We start from the raw sequence: 17,185 nt of genomic DNA on the forward strand, positions 1-17,185 counted from the left end.
GCTCATCTCACCCGCTCCAGTGCGGCCAGCCGCTCCGCCGTGTCGGCGGGCGTCGGGCCGTCGGCGACCAGGCCGCCCTCCGGCAGCCGCGACCACTCCGCGCGCGCGATCCGGTAGGCCTCGCGGGCCGCGCGCGGCCGCGCGGCCGCCTCATAAGACCTACCCCGCCAGTGGTGCGCCTGCGCGCCCAGTTCGACGGCCTCCTGACGCCTGCGATCGGTTTCGGCCACCCCCTCCGCCTCCCGAGCGGCCTCCGCCGCGTCCCGGAACGCGTCGACCGCGAGGTCGAGTCGGGCCGGACGGCGCAGGCTGCGGTAGGCCTCGTACTGGACCTGGCCGAGGTCCAGGCGACAGCGCGCCGCCAGCAGCGGATCCTCCGCGTCCGCCGCGGCGAGCCCGAAAAGGTGCTCGGCCTCGCGCAGGTCGACGCGGTCCCCGCGCAGCCGGTAGCGCAGCATCAGCGCGCGGCCGAGCAGCAGCAGCCGGTGGGCGACCTGGCGGCTGCCCGCCGGGGTCTCCATCCGGCAGTCCCGCAGGACGCGGATCGCCCGGGACAGCATGCCCTGGGCGCGCGCGTACGGGAGCCCGGCCAGCCGCAGCAGCGCCTCGCCCCATTCGGCGAGGACGTCGGCGTGCGCGGGCGCGTCGCGGGACATGCGCTGGGCGGCCTGCTCGAAGCGGTCCGCCGCCGTCTCCAGCTCCCCCGGTTCGCCCGACTCGGCGTAGCGGGCCACCGCGATGCGGCCGGCCCGTGCCAGCAGAGCCGCGCGCTGGCCCTGTTCGCGCACCAGGGCGAGGGCCTCGTCCACCCGGGCCTGGGCGTCGCGCAGCGGGCCGCCCGCCTGCAGCAGCGCGTCCACCAGGTCGAGCAGGATCCGTACGCGCGCGCGTGCCGACTCGGCGTCGTACGGCTCCGCGCCGGTGTCCAGGGCGTTGCGCAGCGACTGCGCGCCCTGCTCGGCGTAGAGCCGCGCCTGGCCGGGGTCGGCGGTGGCGCCTGACAGCCGCAGCAGGATCCTGCCGTGCTCCAGGGGCAGTTCGGGCGGCCGCTGCCGGCGGTCGGGCCAGACGTCGGCGAAGGCCTCCAGCATGCCCACGGCGCCCTGGAGCAGCGCGCTGTCCCCGCCGAGCCGCCACTGCGCCTCCAGGGCGCGCACCCGCTCCAGGGTGAGCTTCAGCGCCTGGTTCTCGTCGAGGCCGGGGGCCGCGCAGGCGACGGCGTACTCGCGGTCGGCGCGGCGCAGCAGATCCAGGGCGCCGGTCGGGTCGCCGCGCCGCCTGCGATCGGTCGCGGCCGCGTGCAGGACCCGGGCGAGCACGGCCCGTTCGTGCAGCCGGCGCGGATGCGAGGCGGCCCGTTCCGCGGCCGCCTCGGCCTCCTGGAGCAGGTCGTCGCCGCCCTGCACCTCCCACAGACGCAGCGTGCAGTGCGCGTACTCGGCCCACAGCTCGGGGTCCGCGCCGACGGGCCGCTCGTGTTCGGTGGCGCCGCGCAGCAGCTGCACCGCGTCTATGACGTCCTGGATCATGCCCTCGGCGTCGAAGCGTTCGATCAGCGCGCGGGCGCGGCGGACCGCCTGGTGGGTGGGCCGGTCCGCGTCCTGTCCCGGGCCGGTCCGGGACCCGTGGCTCTCGAACTGCTCGGGCAGCGGCATGAACCGGCGCAGGACCCGGGCCGCGACCTCGGCGAAGGGCTGCGGCACGGGGGCCTCCTCGCCGCTGCCGCCGTGGTCGGCGTGGTCCGCGTGGTCGGGAGGCCGGGCGGCGGGCGTGTAGGGGCGGCCCGCGCCGCCGTCGCCGAGCTGGGCCAGGGCGAGGGCGGGGAAGTTGGGGCCGCCCTTGCCGAAGCGCTGCTCTATGTACTCCGAGCAGTGCTTGAGGACGAGCATCGCCTCGTCGCGGCCGAGCCGGGACAGCAGGGCGTCCCGGATGTCCGGCTCGATGCCGTACCACTGGGCCCCGCCGTCGGCGTGGTCCTCGGACGCGCGCGTGAGCAGGCCGCCGACCAGCACCTCGGCGAGCTCGGACGGGCCCGAGTCGGGCAGCATCGTGCGCTGGACGAGCTGCATCACCGGCAGGCACAGCGGCGCGGCCGCCAGCTGGACGGCGAGCCGTCCGGCGGCCGGGGAGGCGCTGGAGCTGAACCTGCTGACCCGCTCGAAGGGCGTGCGCCGCCGGTCCGCGCGCGAGGCCGGCGCGGGCTGCTGGTCCGCGCGCACCCAGCCGACGGCGCCGGGCACGGGCCCGCCGCCGGCCAGCAGCCCGGCCCAGGCGCCGAGGGCCACCGGCTCGGGCGGCAGCACCGGCACGGGCAGCGCCCCCCTGCGCGCCTCCGACGGCACGCCGGCCGGGGTCCGCACGCGCAGCGCGGCAGCCCCGCGGAGCGTCTCGCCCCGGCTCAGCTCGCCGAACATCACGGGCAGCCGGGTGCGGTTCCACAGACGTTGCGGCAGCGGCTGGAGCACGGCGACCGGGCCCTGCCGGGAGAGGTGGTGCAGCAGGCGGTGCGCATGGCCGCTGTGCCACAGAGGTCCCGCGCAGTCGCTGACGAACAGGACGATCCGGCGGCCGGTGGGGTCGCTGAGCCGGTCCGTGGAGTGCAGCGGCGCCGCGTACAGGTCGGGGCTGCGGCTGACGGCCGCCGCGCCGTCCGGGCCCTGGTGCAGATGGCTGACCCGGATGTCGGAGAAGGCTCCCAACTGGCCGAACACCTGCTGCAGTTCGACGAAGAGCCGGTCCCACACGCGCATCGACGAGGAGGCGTCCAGGACCAGTTGCAGCCGCGCGTCGCGCCGGGTGACGGCGCGGTGGACGGGCAGGATCAGCCCGCCCGCCTGCGCGCTGCGCTCCGCCGTCGCCGTCTCGTCGAGCCGCGTGCGCAGGGGCGGCGCGGGGCTGCGGTAGCGCTGCAACCGCCTCAGCGCGCGCTGGAGTTCGAGCAGCGAGGGCAGCGCGGGGGCGGCGGGCACGCCCACCGGCAACGCGGTGGTGCGGCCCGCGCCACGGCCACGCGGCACCCCGTCCTGCGGCACCGGGTACAGGCTCACCCGCCCGTCGGGCGGCACGTCCCGCGGCGGCCGTGGCGGGCGTTCGGTCCGGTCGGCGCGCGGCGGTGCGGTCACGGCGCGGCCGTGCGTCCGGTCCGGCCGGGGCGCCGCCCGCCCGTCGCGTCCGCAGGGCGTCTCGTCGGCGTCCGGGGCGGCCGCCGGACGGGCCCACCGGGCCAGCCACAGCGCGTCGCACAACTGCGTCACATCGGGGTCGAGTCCGACGCCGCGCAGTCGCGCGACGAGCTCGGCGAGCGGATCGCCGTCGTGCGCCGGCGGAGCCGCGGCGGCGGGACGGTTCCCGTCGGGCGGGACGGGGCCGTGGCGGGCCGCTGCGTCGGGCATCAGGCCCTCACCTCGGGCGGTCGAGTCGCTGGACGAGCAGGTCGGCCAGGCGGTCACGGCTGGGCGGCGCGGCCGCGTCGGTGAGGTAGATCGCGTTCAACAGCTGGTCCGCGGCGAGGAGTTCACTGCGCGACCGTTCCAGGAACCGGGTGATCAGATCGTCCCCGGCGCGCGCCGCCTCGTCGCCGAGATGGGCGCGGACGAAGGTGGCGAGCCGGTTGTGGTCGGGGCGCCCCAGCTCCAGGTGGATGCACCGGCGCATCAGCGGGGCCGGGAAGTCGCGTTCCCCGTTGCTGGTGAGCACCACGAACGGGAAGGCCCGGCAGCGCACCCGGCCGTCGCGGATCCGGGCCTTCACCCCGTCGGCGGTCAGCACCTCCGCCTCGCCGTCCGGCAGCCGGTCGGCGACGCGCTCCAGCTCGGGGATCGCGAACTCGCCCTCCTCCAGGACGTTCAGCAGGTCGTTGGGCAGGTCGATGTCGCTCTTGTCGAGCTCGTCGATGAGCAGCACGCGCGGGGTGTCGGACGGCAGCAGCGCGGTGCCGAGCGGTCCCAGCCGCAGGTAGCTGCCGATGCCCTCGACCGCGCCCGGCGAGCCGCCCGCCGCCCCGAACCCGCCCTGCGCGGCGATCTGGACGTCCTGCAGCCTGGCGATGGCGTCGTAGTGGTAGAGGCCGTCCTGGAGCGCGGAGCGGCTGACGATGGACCAGCGCAGCACGTTGCCCAGGCCGAGTTCGTACGCCACCGAGTGCGCGAGGGTGCTCTTGCCCGCGCCGGGGCTGCCCGTGACGAGCAGCGGGCGGCGCAGATAGAGCGCCGCGTTGATCATCTCCAGCTCCTCGGCGCCCGGCCGGTGCAGTTCGGCGAGATGGCGGTGAGCGCCGAGCCTGCGGTCCTCGGACCCGTCGCCGGAGCCGGCCGCGTCCCGGCTGGTGAAGTCCCGCCAGGGGGGCGGCGAGGGCAGTCGCTCGATGCCGTCGTGCGGTTCGCCGGCGCCTCGGTAGATGAGCCACTCACTGGATTCGGTCATGATCCGGTCCTCGTCACTCGTCCACCGCCGCGGCCGTCCGAACGTGCATCACGTTATCCATCCTGTGGGTGCCTGGTAAGGGGCCGATCAGCCCCGCGGGCGGCCGGGTTCAAGGGGCCTCCAGCAGGTCACCGTCGCCCGGGAGGGGCTGGTGGGGGTCGTCGTAGAGCAGGGCCACGCCGTCGGCCCAGAAGGACTCCGTGCGGCCCGCGCGCAGGCGCATCCGGAGGTCGTGCACGGCCTCGGGGAGGTACTGCGCGCTGGACGGTTCGGCGATCTCGTCGATCGTGCCGCGGTGGAACTCCCCGCACACGGCGTCGGGCCGGCCGTGCCGACGGCGCCACAGGGCCACCCCGTATCCGCCGAGGACGATCCGGGCGAGCGCCTCCGCGTCGTCCTCGTAGCGGAGGTCGCCGTAGCGGCAGAGGACCGGGACGGTGCCGTGCGACAACGCGCGCAACTGCTCCACCGACGGCACGGGTTTGCGCAGGCCCTCGTCGCAGTCCAGGACTTCGGCCCGCGCGCGGTGCGCGTGCAGCCAGCGCCAGCGGGCCCTGCGCTCCTCCTCCGTGTCGTCCCGGTCGTCCGCGTCGTCCGCGTCGTCCATGTCGCGCAGGTCGTCCGCGTCGGCCGGGTCGCCCCTCGTCCCCCGGTCCGGGCGGCCGTGGGCGGGGCGGCCAGGGCGGTCGGGACGGCCGGGATCGGGGCGGCCGGGGCGGTCGGGATCGGGGCGGCCGGGGGCGCAACCGTCCGCGCCGTACTCGTCGTACGCCTCGACGGGCAGTCGGGCGCGGTCGGCGCAGCGCACGACGACCGGCCGCAGCGCGCCCAACGGCTCGGCGTCGGGCGGGAGTTGCCAGGCGTCCACCTCCAGGCCCAGCAGCGAGTGGGGCAGCGCCACCTGCAGCAGCGCGGGCCTGCCGGGCTCGTCGCAGTGCCGGAAGGCCTCCGCCAGCGGGCCGGCCAGGTGCGCGGGCAGATCGGCGAGCGGGGTGCGCTCGGCCTCGTGCAGCCGGACCGCCTCGCCGCCGGGCCCGGCCACCGAGACCGACCAGTCGCAGCGGTCCGGCTCCCAGCCGCGCAGCACGAGTTCGACCAGGGCGGACGGCCGGGCCGCGCCGGCGACGGCACGGGCACGCACGCGTACGTCGGACGCGGTCCGCCGGTGCGGCGCACGCGGGCCGGTCGTGGGGGCGACGCCACGGGACGGATGCGGCGGACGGCCCCTGTCGAGGACCGCGCCGGGCCCCGCGAAGACCGTGCCGGGCCCGTCGACGACCGTGCCGGGCCCGTCGCGGTCAACCCGCCGCCGGTCCTCCTCCCGCCTGCGCAAGCGCTCCATCCGCTGCTCGGCGAGGCTGGAGCGGTAGCGGGCGCTCAGCCGCTGCGCGGCCTGCCACACCCACACCCACAGGGCCTTCTCGGCGTCGGGCGTGCTCGGCACGACGAAGGGGCGCGGAGCGGACATCGCGCGCATCGCGTAGTCGAGCACGAGCTCCAGCGCCCCGTCGTCGCCGGCGCTCTCGTACAGCGCCCCGAGGCCGTCGCGCCAGCCGCGCGGCGCGGGCAGCGGGGTGAAGGCCTGGAAGTCGGGGAGCGAGTCGAGGATGTCCAGCAGGCCGCGGGTGCTCTCCGGCGGCGGGAGCTCGGCGAGCCGGCCCAGCAACTGGATCCGCTCGTCCGGGCTGAGCGTGCGGCCCGGACGGGCGCCGAGGCGGCCCTGTACGTCGGTCCACGTCTGGCGCCGGGACGCCGGGTGGCGCTGCCGGTCGCGGTGGTAGCGGTCGTGGGCGTGGAAGACCGCCTGGTAGACGTCGCTGTGCTCGGCCGTCGCGCGCTCCGCGGAGACCCGCAGGGTGCGCAGTTGCTCGATCCCGGTGGAGGTGCCGCCGGGCCGGTGGTCCGAGCGCGCCTTGAGCACGCCGATCACCTCGCCGCGCACGGGGTCGATCACCGGGCCGCCCGAGACGCCGTACGGCAGGTCGTTGTCCCCCAGGCGCATCTGCACGTCCGAGGACCAGCCGCCGATGGTGCCCTGCACCGTGAGCGTCCCGTCCATGACCTGTAAGCGGCCCTCGTTCTCGGTCCAGCCCGCGTACAGCACCCGGCCCTCGCCGTAGTAGGCCGCCGGGCGCTCGGAGACGTAGACGCACTCGTGGTCGACGACGGGTGAGGTCAGCTGGACCAGGGCGAGGTCCGGGGCCGGCCAGTTGCCTGCGGGCGCGGTCCGGCCCGCGCCGTCGGCGAGGTCGGGGAGCGTCGCCACCACCCTGCCGGGGGCCGTCGACAAGCCCCCTCCCGGCGCTGTCTCATACACCACCGCGACCTCGCCCCCCTCCCCGCCGCAGGCCACATGTGCGCAGGTCAGAACCCAGTTCGGGGCGACGAAGAAGCCGCTCCCGAGGAACGTTGCGGGCTCCTCCAGGGCATACCCGACGACCGGGCGATGAATGCGCACGGTCGCCGCCACGACGAGTCCACGCAGCGCACGGCGGGCCGCATCGAAGGCGTTCGATGCGCCCGGGGCGTGCCCGCCCGTCACGCCCCGCCCCCGCCGACGGGACCGTCGCCGCCCCCGTGCATCGGCGCGCCGGGAGACGCCCCCGCGCGCGGAGCGCCGTCCGAGTCCGCCGCCGCGCCGTCCCCCGCGCGGGAGTCCGCGCCGGGGTGCGCGTCCGGCACATGGGGTGGACGGGGCGGGTGGGGCGGGTAGGGCATCTGCGGCCCGCTCGGCACGGGGTCGGCCGGACCGGCGCCGGGGGCGGTGGCCGGGGCGGGGATGCGCCCGGGCGGCGCGTCGGCACGCGCGCGTGTCCCCGCGGCCGGGGCGGTCGCGCCGTCGGAGGGGCGTGCCCCCGTCCCCGCGCGCGCCCCTGCGGCGGTGGGCGCCCCCGTGGCGGTGGGCGCCCCCGTGGCAGCGGGCGGCGCGTCGGGATCCGGCGGTCCTCCGTTCCAGGTGAGGGTGACGGTGATGCCCGCTTTGGCCTCGCCGTCGGCGAGCAGGCCGACGACCTTCCCGGCCTTGGCGGTCAGCTCGATGCCGAACTCGACGCTCACCTCGTCGGGCCGCACCGCGCGCAGCGGCTCCGCCAGCGACCGTGCGACCCCCGTGACGAGCGCGTGCAGGCTCTCGACGCTCGCCTCCACCCGCTCGGCGAACCCGGTGTCGCTGTACGACAGCCGCCCGGCCGGCGCGGACAGCTCGCCTGCGCCCGAGATCCGGGCCCATACGGGCGTCCCGTCCGGCAGCGCGATGCGCGCCACCCGTGTCACGTCGTCACCGCTCATGGCACTCCCCCGCTTCCCCTGTCCCCCTGCGCCTATCCTTTTCCTGTCCCCTCCGCACCGGAGAGCGACCCCTTCCTCCCCTCACAGGAACAAGGGTCCTTCCCCCGAGGGGGGATCCCTATCCCTGCGACCCACCCACGGAGCACGATCCATGTACTTCACCGATCGCGGAATCGAGGAACTCGAGAAGCGGCGCGGCGAGGAAGAGGTCACCTTCGAGTGGCTCGCCGAGCAGCTGCGCACGTTCGTCGACCTGAATCCGGACTTCGAAGTACCGGTGGAACGGCTGGCGACGTGGCTGGCGCGGCTGGACGACGACGAGGACGACGAGTAGGCCGGCCCCGGTCGAGGCGACCGGGCAGGGCCGTTCACGGGCGGATGTGCGGAGAGGGGCGTCGCGAGACGCCCCTCTCCGCGTTTTCCGTCTCCCGGGCGGAAGTGCTCACCGGATCGGGTGTCTTGACTTTCGACCTCCGCGATATATCGTGTTTCCCGGGAGACGCGATATGGCGTGTCATGTCGCCACCGTGGAGGAGGTTCGCACCATGTCCGAGTGGTCCGTCGCCGAGCCAGGGAAGCTGTCCTTCGACGAGCCCGTGCGCGAGCTGCACGTGCGCATCGTCGACGGCACCGTGAACGTGGTGGGCACCGAGGAGAGAACGGCCCGCCTGGAGGTGTCCCGGATCGAGGGACCGCCCCTGGTGGTGAGCCATCGCGACGGGAACCTGACGGTGGCGTACGAGGACCTGCCGTGGAAGGGCTTCCTCAAGTGGCTCGACCGCAAGGGCTGGCGGCGCAGCGCCGTCGTCTCGCTCGCCGTGCCGGCCGGCACGCGTGTGGAGGTGGGCGTGGTGAGCGCCGGGGCCGTGGTCTCGGGCATCGACGGCCCCGCCGAGGTGAGGGGCGTCAACGGCGACACGACCCTGGTGGGGCTCGCGGGCCCGGTGCGCGCGGACACCGTCTCCGGGAGCGTGGACGCCCAGGCCCTCACCGGCGACCTGCGCTTCAACTCGGTCTCCGGCGACCTGACCGTGGTCGAGGCGGGCTCCTCGGTGAAGGCCGACTCCGTCAGCGGGTCGATGGTCGTCGACCTGGACCCGACCGGCCGGCCCGCGAGCATCGACCTGACGAGCGTCTCGGGCGAGATCGCCATCAGGTTGCCCCAGCCCGCGGACGCACAGGTGGAGGCGAACACCGCGAGCGGCTCGGTCTCCAACGCCTTCGAGGATCTGCGGGTCAGCGGCCAGTGGGGCGCCAAGCGCATCACCGGCCGGCTGGGCGCGGGCAACGGCAGGCTCAAGGCCACCACGGTCTCCGGCTCGATCGCCCTGCTGCGCAGGCCCGCGGCCGACGAGTCGTACGTCGACGCGCCGGGCGAAGGGCGGTCCCGGCCGGGCTCCGGCTCGGGGGGCGCCGCCGCTTCCGGGCCGGCCGGCGAGACCGTCTCCGGCGACCAGGCCGACAGCACGACCGACAAGAAGGTGCTCTGAGATGCCTCCCGTCTTCGCCCATGGCCGTCTGCGCCTCTACCTGCTGAAACTGCTGGACGAAGCGCCGCGCCACGGCTACGAGGTGATCCGCCTCCTGGAGGAGCGCTTCCAGGGGCTGTACGCGCCGTCGGCCGGCACCGTGTACCCCCGGCTGGCCAAGCTGGAGGCCGAGGGGCTGGTCACCCACACCACCGAGGGCGGCCGCAAGGTGTACGCCATCACCGACGCGGGCCGGGCCGAGCTGGCCGACCGCGGCGGCGAACTGGCGGACCTGGAACTGGAGATCCGTGAGTCGGTCGCCGAACTGGCCGCGGAGATCAGGGCCGATGTGCGCGGCGCGGCGGGCGATCTGCGGCGCGAGATGCGGGTGGCGGCCTCCCAGGCCCGCAAGGGCGACGGGGCCGCCGCCGCGGACGGGGGCGAGCACGGGGAGCCCGGCGAGTACGGCGAGTACGGGGACCGGGAGGCGTGGCGGGCCGCCAAGGAGGAGATGCGCCGCGTCAAGCAGGAGTGGAAGGAGCAGGCACGCCGGGCCAAGGACGAGAGCCGCCGAGCCCGCGAGGAGGCCCAGCGGGCGCGCCGCCAGGCCAAGGAGGCGCAGGACCGGGCGCGTTCCCAGGCCCAGGAAGAGGTCCAGCGCATAGCGCGCCGGGTGCAGGAACAGGTCCAGGACCACTTCACGCGGGGCGACTGGCCGACGGGCGTCCGCGAGGGCCTGACGGAGCTCGCCAAGGAGTTCGGGGAGTTCGGCAAGGACTTCGGACGCGAGTACGGCAGGGACTTCGGCTTCGGCCGCCCCGGCGCCCCGGGCCCGGCGTCCACGGAGCCCCCTTCGTCCGAGAAGCCGGCCGGAGCCACGGGAACCGCGAAGGCCGGAGCCGCGGAGACCGCGGCGGGCGCGCGTCCGGAGTACTCCCGCACCCCGGAGGACTTCCCCGCCGAGTACGAGCCGACCTGGGCTCACGAGGACTCCAGCGGCGACCCCGCCCGGGATCTGGACCGCCTCCTCGACCGCTTCCGGGACGACATCCGCGACGCGGCCCGCGACCACGGCGTCACCGGCGACCAGCTGCGCGAGGCGCGCCGTCATCTGTCGACGGCTGCGGCGCACATCGGCGTGGTGCTCCGCAACCCGAGCCCCTGACCGAAGGCCTCAACCGTCCTCTCCCCCGCCCTCGCCGCCGTACAGCACGCGGGCGAGGGCGGTGTACGTGACTCCGTGGTCGGCGAGGATCTCCGCGGGGGCGCCGCGGCGGGCGGTGAGGGCGAGCAGCAGGTGTTCGTCGCCGATGTGCCGTTCGCGGCGGGCGAGGGCGATGCGCAACGTCTCGGTGAGCAGGTCCCTCGCCCCCCGGCCGAGGGGCCGCCCGCCGAAGAGACGTGCACCGGCGCCCCCCTTGCCCTCGGTCGCCAGCGCGCCCTCCCCGTGCGCCTCCTCCACCCGCGAGACGATCTCGCGGACGTCGATGCCCAGTCCCGACAGGGCGTCCGCGTCGGCCCGGGAGAGACCGCCCCGGCGGCGCACCTCGCCCAGATCCCTGACGAGTCCCTCGCGTCCGCCCGGCGGCAGCCCGAGCGAGGTCAGCGCGTACGAGCCGCGGCCGCCCTCCCCGTCGAGGAGGGCGAGCAGCACATGCGTCTCCTCGACCCGCTGCGCCCCCGCCTGTTCGGCGTGCACCGCCGCCGACCGCACCACGGCACGCGCATCCTTCGTGAATCGCTCGAACATCACTGCCTCCCGTACTTCTTGTGCACGGCCTGCCTGCTGACCCCGAGTTCCGCGGCGATCTCCTGCCACGACCAGCCCTGGTTGCGCGCGCTGCGCACCTGCACCGCCTCCAGCTGCTCCAGCAGCCTGCGCAGTGCCGCGACGGCGCGCAGCCCGATCCGTGGATCGCGGTCGCCTGCCCGCTCGGCGAGATCCGTTGCTTCGGTCATGACGTCAACCTACATTGACAGCGGGCGCCTGTCAATCAAAGTTGACACCAGGGGTGCGCAAAGGGCGGGCCCGGAACCCCGGACCCGCCCTGCGACCGTGCACGCCGGACCACCGGCGGGCCGGTCAGCCGTTGGTGAGCACGATCTTGCCGAACTGCTCGCCCGACGCGAGCCGCTCGAAGCCCTCTCGGGCCCGGTCCAGCGGAAGCACCTCGTCGATGACGGGGCGGACGCCGGTGAGGGCGCAGAAGGCGAGCAGGTCCTCCAGCTCGTCCTTCGAGCCCATGGTGGAGCCGACGACCTTCAGCTCCAGGAAGAAGATCCGCGTCAGCTCGGCGCGCGAGGGCGCGTCGCCGCTGGTGGCGCCGGAGATGACGAGCGTGCCGCCGGGCCGCAGGGACTTCACCGAGTGCGACCAGGTGGCCGCGCCGACGGTCTCGATGACGGCGTCCACCCGCTGCGGCAGCCGGGCGCCCGGCTCCACCGCCTCGACCGCGCCGAGCTCCAGGGCCCGCTTGCGCTTGGCCTCGTCCCTGCTGGTGGCGAAGACCCGCAGACCGGCGGCGTTGCCCAGCACGATGGCCGCCGTGGCGACGCCGCCGCCGGCCCCCTGGACGAGAACGGAGTCACCGGGGCGCACACCCGCGTTGGTGAAGAGCATCCGGTACGCCGTCAGCCAGGCCGTGGGCAGACAGGCGGCCTCCGCGAAGGAGAGCTCCTTGGGCTTGGGCAGGACGTTCCAGGTCGGCACGGCGACCCGCTCGGCGAAGGTGCCCTGATAGCGCTCGGTGAGGATGGAACGGGGCTCGTCGGGCCCGACGCCGTGCCCGGTCTGACCGATCACGGAGTGCAGGACGACCTCGTTGCCGTCCTCGTCGACACCGGCGGCGTCGCAGCCGAGGATCATCGGCAGCCGGCCCTCCGGGAGCCCGACGCCCCGGAGCGACCAGAGATCGTGGTGGTTGAGGGAAGCGGCCCGGACGTCGACGACGCTCCAGCCGGGACGGGCCTCGGGGGCCGGGCGCTCCCCCAACTCCAGGCCGGAAAGCGGCTGGTCGCGGTCGATTCGGGCGGCGTAGGCGGCGAACATGATCCCGACCCTAGGGTCCGGCGACGTCGAGCGAAACCGGACGGGACTGTGAGACACACCCTCTTGCGCTCCACGCTTGTGCCGTACGGCGCCCCGCCCCCGGTCCCCGGCCGAGCCCCGGCCGAGCCCCGGCCGGGACACTCCGGCCCGTCCGGCGACCGAGGACGCGGCCCGTTCAGGGGCGAAGCGGGGGTTCCGGGGGCGTCAGCACCCGACAAGCGCCCTCGTCATCACCCGAACGGGCCGGTGGACGGTCGAAAAATGGCCCCGCCCTCACGGACGGGACCATTCGGGGCGCACGTCAGCGACGAGCGACCCCTTCCGCACGGGCGGCCGCGGCGACCGCCGCGGTCACCGCGGGGGCGACCCGTTCGTCGAACGGCGACGGGATCACGTAGTCCGCCGCGAGATCGTCCCCGACGACGCCCGCCAGCGCCTCGGCGGCCGCGATCTTCATGCCTTCGGTGATCCGGGACGCCCGCACCTGCAGAGCCCCGGCGAAGATGCCCGGGAACGCCAGCACGTTGTTGATCTGGTTCGGGAAGTCCGACCGCCCGGTCGCGACGACCGCCGCGTACTTGTGGGCGACGTCCGGGTGCACCTCGGGGTTCGGGTTGGCCATGGCGAAGACGAACGCGCCCTTCGCCATCGAGGCCACGGCCTCCTCGGCCACCGTGCCGCCGGAGACGCCGATGAAGACGTCCGCGCCCGCGAGCGCGCTCTCCAGCGAGCCGGTCAGCCCCGCCTTGTTGGTGAAGGAGGCCAGCTCGCGCTTGACGTCGGTCAGGTCCTCCCGCTCCGCCGAGACGACGCCCTTGCGGTCGGCGACCGCGACGTCCCCGATGCCGGCCTCGACCAGCATCCTGGCGATGGCGACCCCGGCCGCACCGGCGCCCGAGATGACCGCGCGCAGCTCGCCGATGCCGCGCCCGCTCAGCCGCGCCGCGTTGCGCAGCGCCGCCAGCGTCACGATCGCCGTGCCGTGCTGGTCGTCGTGGAAGACCGGGATGTCGAGGGCGTCCTGGAGGCGGCGCTCGATCTCGAAGCACCGCGGCGCCGAGATGTCCTCCAGGTTGACTCCGCCGAACGAGGGCGCGAGACGCACCACCGTCTCGATGATCTCGTCCACGCCCGTGCAGGCGAGCGCGATCGGAACCGCGTCCACCCCGCCGAACTGCTTGAAGAGGATGGCCTTGCCCTCCATCACGGGGAGGGAGGCCTCGGGGCCGATGTCCCCGAGCCCGAGCACGGCCGTGCCGTCGGTGACGACGGCCACGACGGACGACTTCCAGGTGTAGTCGTTCACCAGGTCCGGCTGCTCCGCGATCGCGGTGCACACGCGCGCGACGCCGGGGGTGTAAGCGAGGGACAGGTCGTCCTTGTCGCGGACCGGGACGGTGGCCTGCACGGCCATCTTTCCGCCCCGGTGCAGCGCGAACACCGGGTCGAACGAGTCGAGGGGCTCCGCACCGCCCTCCCGGCCCGTCTGGTCGGCGCTCTCGCTGCGAGGATTGACGATCTCCGCTGCCACTGTGTTGTACCCCTTAGGTCTGCATGGTTTGAGGGTGGCCACTCCTGATTGAGAAGTGGGCGGGCATCGCACAGGGCCCTGAGGTGTTGCGTACGGGCGCCTGGCGTCGGGCGCGCCGCACACGCGCCCTGAGCCCCGGATGAGGGGTGTAAAAAACCTTCTTACCGGACGGAGACCACAGCCGACGAGTCCAATCGGTGCAAGGTCACATCCCTGGAGCTGTGGACCTTCGACAGAGATCACCGCGAGTGACGCGGCTCATGCGCGAGGACCCACCGGGCCCCGGAAAACCCTTGACAACCCTTGGCACCGCCTTGACGTGGGGCCGGGTCGACGACGGGAGAGAGGTCGGGTGATCACATCATGGGAGGAACCGAAGATCTTTCGGCCGGAACGGGAGATTCCCGCAGATGGTCCGGCTCCGTCCGGTCGTGATGTACCGGACTGATGCGGTTCGGGGGTCGCCCGTTATCCGATTTTGACATGGCTGGCCCCCTGAATGGCGTCGTCCGAATGGCAAGATGCCGTAATCACACGAGGTCGCGACACCCGAAGGTCTGTGTTCTCGTCGACCCATCGGCATTTGTCGAGCCATCGGCATCTCCATCCATCCGCCGGAGGAACCCACCATGACCGCACGCTCCACCCGACACACGACCGCCGCGCGCACCCGCCTGGCAGCGGTCGGATCTCTCGCGGTCGCGGGCGCCTTGCTCCTCTCCGCCTGCGGCGACCAGACCAACGGCGGCGGCAGCTCCTCCGAGTCGTCGAGCAGCTCAGACAAGGCCCCCCTCTTCTCGAAGCTCCCGGCCGACATCCAGAAGGCGGGCGTCATCAAGGTCGGCACCAACGCCGAGTACGCCCCGATGGAGTCCGTCGAGGGCGGCAAGATCGTGGGCGTCGACCCCGACATCGCCGCCGCGCTCGGCAAGCAGCTCGGCGTCGAGTTCCAGTTCACCTCGGGCGGCTTCGACACCCTGATCACCGCGGTGAACACCGGCCGCTACAACGTCGCCATGTCGTCGATCACGGACACCAAGCAGCGCCAGGAAGGCCTGGACGACAAGGGCAAGAAGCTCGGCCAGGGCGTCGACTTCGTCGACTACTTCACCGCCGGCACCGCCGTCTACGTGCAGAAGGGCAACCCCAAGGGCATCAAGACCCTGGACGACCTCTGCGGCCAGACCGTCGCGGTGCAGCGGGGCACCACCTACGAAGAGGCCCTGCAGACGCAGTCGAAGAAGTGCACCGGGGGCGGCAAGGGCGCCCTCAAGATCGAGTCGTTCGAGAACGACACCGAGGCCCAGACCCGCGTGAAGTCCGGCGGCGCCGTGGCCGGCGTCAACGACTACCCGGTCGCCGTGGACATGGCCCGCAAGGCGGGCGGCGGCAACACCTTCGAGGTGCTCGACAAGCAGTACGAGGCCGCTCCGTTCGGCATCGTCGTCGACAAGAAGAACACCCAGCTGCGCGACGCCCTCAAGGACGCCGTCGACGCGATCATCAAGGACGGCTCGTACCAGAAGGTGCTGGAGAAGTGGGGCGCCCAGAGCGGCGCGATCAAGTCCGCCTCGGTCAACGGCGGCAAGTGATCCACCCCGCACCTCCTGAAGTCTTCGAAGGGCAGTCCCCATGACTGACAAGTTCGACAAGTCCTCCGCGGGCGCACCACCCGAGGACACCCCGCCGGCCGCCGAGGCGCCGGCGTTCTCCGGCCCGCCGGAGGCCATCAAGGCCATCCCGGTGCGCCACTACGGCCGCTGGGTCAGCGCCGTCATCGTCCTCGCGCTCCTGGCGCTGCTGGTCAACGCCTTCGCGAACGGCGACATCCAGTGGAAGACCGTCGGCGACCAGCTGTTCGACTCCACGGTCATCGCGGGCGCCGGGCGCACGCTGCTGATCAGCGTGCTGTCCATGGTGCTGGGCGTGGTCCTGGGCGTCCTGCTGGCCGTGATGCGGCTGTCGAAGAACCCGGTGACCAGCACGGTCGCCTGGGTCTACATCTGGTTCTTCCGCGGCACGCCGGTGTACGTGCAGCTGCTGATGTGGTTCAACCTGGCGCTGATCTTCCCCGTCCTGAACCTCGGTCCGATCTACAAGGACGAGATGACGGACGTCATGACGCCGTTCATGTGCGCCCTGCTCGGACTCGGCCTGAACGAGGCCGCGTACATGGCCGAGATCTGCCGGGCCGGTCTGCTGGCCGTGGACGAGGGACAGACCGAGGCCGCGCACGCGCTCGGCATGAGCCACGCCAAGACGCTGCGCCGGATCGTCATCCCGCAGGCCATGCGGGTGATCGTGCCGCCGACCGGCAACGAGTTCATCAACATGCTGAAGACCTCGTCGCTGGTGTACGTGGTGACGTACAACGAACTGCTCCGCTCGACCTCGGTGATCGGCTCCTCGTCGTTCGCCGTGATGGAACTGCTCTTCGTCGCCTCCATCTGGTACCTGGTCATGACCAGCGTCTTCAGCGTCTTCCAGTACTACCTGGAGCGCTACTACGCCCGCGGTTCGAGCCGCAGCCTCCCGCCCACCGTCTTCCAGAAGATCAAGGCGAACCTGCTCTCGATCGGCCGCGAAAGGAGTGCGGCATGACCGCGATGGTGAAGGCCGAGGGCGTCCACAAGTCCTTCGGCGCGGTCGAGGTCCTCAAGGGCATCGACCTGGAGGTCAAGAACGGCGAGGTGTTCTGCCTCATCGGCCCGTCCGGCTCCGGCAAGTCGACGTTCCTCAGGTGCATCAACCACCTGGAGAAGATCAACGCCGGCCGGCTGTACGTCGACGGGGACCTGGTGGGCTACCGCCAGAAGGGCGACAAGCTGTACGAGCTCAAGGACAGCGAGGTCGCGCTCAAGCGCCGGGACATCGGCATGGTGTTCCAGCGGTTCAACCTGTTCCCGCACATGACGGCGCTCGACAACATCGTCGAGGCGCCGGTCCAGGTCAAGGGCGTCAGCAAGGCCCAGGCGCGGGAGCGGGCGCGCGAGCTCCTGGACCGCGTCGGCCTCGCCGACAAGGCCGGCAGCTACCCCTCGCAGCTCTCCGGCGGCCAGCAGCAGCGCGTGGCCATCGCGCGGGCCCTGGCCATGGACCCGAAGCTGATGCTGTTCGACGAGCCCACCTCCGCCCTCGACCCGGAGCTGGTCGGCGACGTCCTCGACGTCATGCGCGACCTGGCCGAGTCCGGCATGACGATGGTCGTCGTCACCCATGAGATGGGCTTCGCCCGTGAGGTCGGCGACAGCCTGGTCTTCATGGACGGGGGCGTGGTCGTCGAGTCCGGCAACCCGCGCGACGTGCTGACCAACCCGCAGCACGAGCGGACGCAGGCGTTCCTGTCGAAGGTGCTCTAGCGGCACCCGGCAGGTGCTACGCGTGTGGGGAGGGGCGGTACGGAGATCTCCGTACCGCCCCTCCCCA

Annotated in this window: 14 protein-coding genes; 6 read left to right on the forward strand and 8 right to left on the reverse strand. The window is 73.5% G+C overall.

The window, feature by feature from the left end:
• Positions 1-2: 2 nt before the first annotated feature.
• From Sri02f_RS19945 to Sri02f_RS44350, 4 genes are all read right to left on the reverse strand, one after another.
• A complete protein-coding gene (locus Sri02f_RS19945; protein WP_174855672.1) occupies positions 3-3,392 on the reverse strand; it encodes an SAV_2336 N-terminal domain-related protein in 3,390 nt (1,129 codons plus the stop codon).
• A 7-nt stretch (positions 3,393-3,399) separates the two neighbouring features.
• Positions 3,400-4,422, reverse strand: a complete 1,023-nt coding sequence (locus tag Sri02f_RS19950; RefSeq protein ID WP_109002679.1) for an AAA family ATPase — start codon at positions 4,420-4,422, stop codon at positions 3,400-3,402.
• Positions 4,423-4,531: 109 nt separating this feature from the next.
• Entirely contained in the window at positions 4,532-6,892 is a 2,361-nt protein-coding gene (locus Sri02f_RS19955) for a VMAP-C domain-containing protein (RefSeq protein WP_245970733.1), read from the reverse strand.
• Positions 6,893-6,960: 68 nt separating this feature from the next.
• Entirely contained in the window at positions 6,961-7,710 is a 750-nt protein-coding gene (locus Sri02f_RS44350; protein ID WP_245970702.1) for a CU044_2847 family protein, read from the reverse strand.
• A gap of 151 nt (positions 7,711-7,861) precedes the next feature.
• On the opposite strand from Sri02f_RS44350, the gene Sri02f_RS19965 reads away from it, so the two are divergent.
• The 3 genes from Sri02f_RS19965 to Sri02f_RS19975 all read left to right on the forward strand — a co-directional run bounded on the left by Sri02f_RS19965 (position 7,862) and on the right by Sri02f_RS19975 (position 10,344).
• Positions 7,862-8,044, forward strand: coding sequence for a DUF6104 family protein (locus Sri02f_RS19965; protein ID WP_019058231.1), 183 nt, complete (start codon positions 7,862-7,864; stop codon positions 8,042-8,044).
• A 211-nt stretch (positions 8,045-8,255) separates the two neighbouring features.
• Entirely contained in the window at positions 8,256-9,200 is a 945-nt protein-coding gene (locus Sri02f_RS19970; protein WP_159106752.1) for a DUF4097 family beta strand repeat-containing protein, read from the forward strand.
• A gap of 1 nt (position 9,201) precedes the next feature.
• The gene (locus Sri02f_RS19975; RefSeq protein ID WP_109002681.1) at positions 9,202-10,344 is read left to right on the forward strand and encodes a PadR family transcriptional regulator; all 1,143 of its coding nucleotides are present in this window, start codon (positions 9,202-9,204) and stop codon (positions 10,342-10,344) included.
• Positions 10,345-10,353: 9 nt separating this feature from the next.
• Here Sri02f_RS19975 and Sri02f_RS19980 read toward each other — a convergent pair whose 3' ends face one another.
• The 4 genes from Sri02f_RS19980 to Sri02f_RS19995 form a co-directional block, all read right to left on the reverse strand.
• On the reverse strand, positions 10,354-10,929 hold the full coding sequence (locus tag Sri02f_RS19980) for a Clp protease N-terminal domain-containing protein (RefSeq protein WP_109002682.1): 576 nt from the start codon (positions 10,927-10,929) through the stop codon (positions 10,354-10,356).
• Positions 10,929-11,138: a helix-turn-helix domain-containing protein gene (locus Sri02f_RS19985; protein ID WP_040248424.1), complete on the reverse strand. Its 210-nt coding sequence runs from the start codon at positions 11,136-11,138 to the stop codon at positions 10,929-10,931. Before Sri02f_RS19985 ends, Sri02f_RS19980 begins: the two co-directional genes overlap by 1 nt.
• Before the next feature lie 124 nt (positions 11,139-11,262).
• Complete coding sequence (locus Sri02f_RS19990) at positions 11,263-12,228, reverse strand: zinc-binding dehydrogenase (RefSeq protein ID WP_109002683.1); 966 nt, start codon at positions 12,226-12,228, stop codon at positions 11,263-11,265.
• A 301-nt stretch (positions 12,229-12,529) separates the two neighbouring features.
• Positions 12,530-13,759: an NAD(P)-dependent malic enzyme gene (locus Sri02f_RS19995; RefSeq protein ID WP_109002684.1), complete on the reverse strand. Its 1,230-nt coding sequence runs from the start codon at positions 13,757-13,759 to the stop codon at positions 12,530-12,532.
• 629 nt (positions 13,760-14,388) lie between these two features.
• Between Sri02f_RS19995 and Sri02f_RS20005 the strand changes: the two genes are divergently transcribed.
• From Sri02f_RS20005 to Sri02f_RS20015, 3 genes are read left to right on the forward strand one after another with little or no spacing between them, the layout of a single operon-like run.
• Positions 14,389-15,351 carry an ABC transporter substrate-binding protein gene (locus Sri02f_RS20005; RefSeq protein WP_109002685.1) on the forward strand — a complete coding sequence of 321 codons (963 nt, stop codon included), beginning with the start codon at positions 14,389-14,391 and terminating at the stop codon, positions 15,349-15,351.
• Between the two features lie 40 nt (positions 15,352-15,391).
• The gene (locus tag Sri02f_RS20010; RefSeq protein WP_109002686.1) at positions 15,392-16,360 is read left to right on the forward strand and encodes an amino acid ABC transporter permease; all 969 of its coding nucleotides are present in this window, start codon (positions 15,392-15,394) and stop codon (positions 16,358-16,360) included.
• Positions 16,357-17,118, forward strand: coding sequence for an amino acid ABC transporter ATP-binding protein (locus tag Sri02f_RS20015; protein WP_109002687.1), 762 nt, complete (start codon positions 16,357-16,359; stop codon positions 17,116-17,118). The genes Sri02f_RS20010 and Sri02f_RS20015 overlap by 4 nt, the downstream gene beginning before the upstream one ends.
• Positions 17,119-17,185 lie beyond the last annotated feature (67 nt).

The sequence above is a fragment of the Streptomyces rishiriensis genome (genome assembly GCF_003112535.1).
Classification (GTDB): domain Bacteria; phylum Actinomycetota; class Actinomycetes; order Streptomycetales; family Streptomycetaceae; genus Streptomyces; species Streptomyces rishiriensis.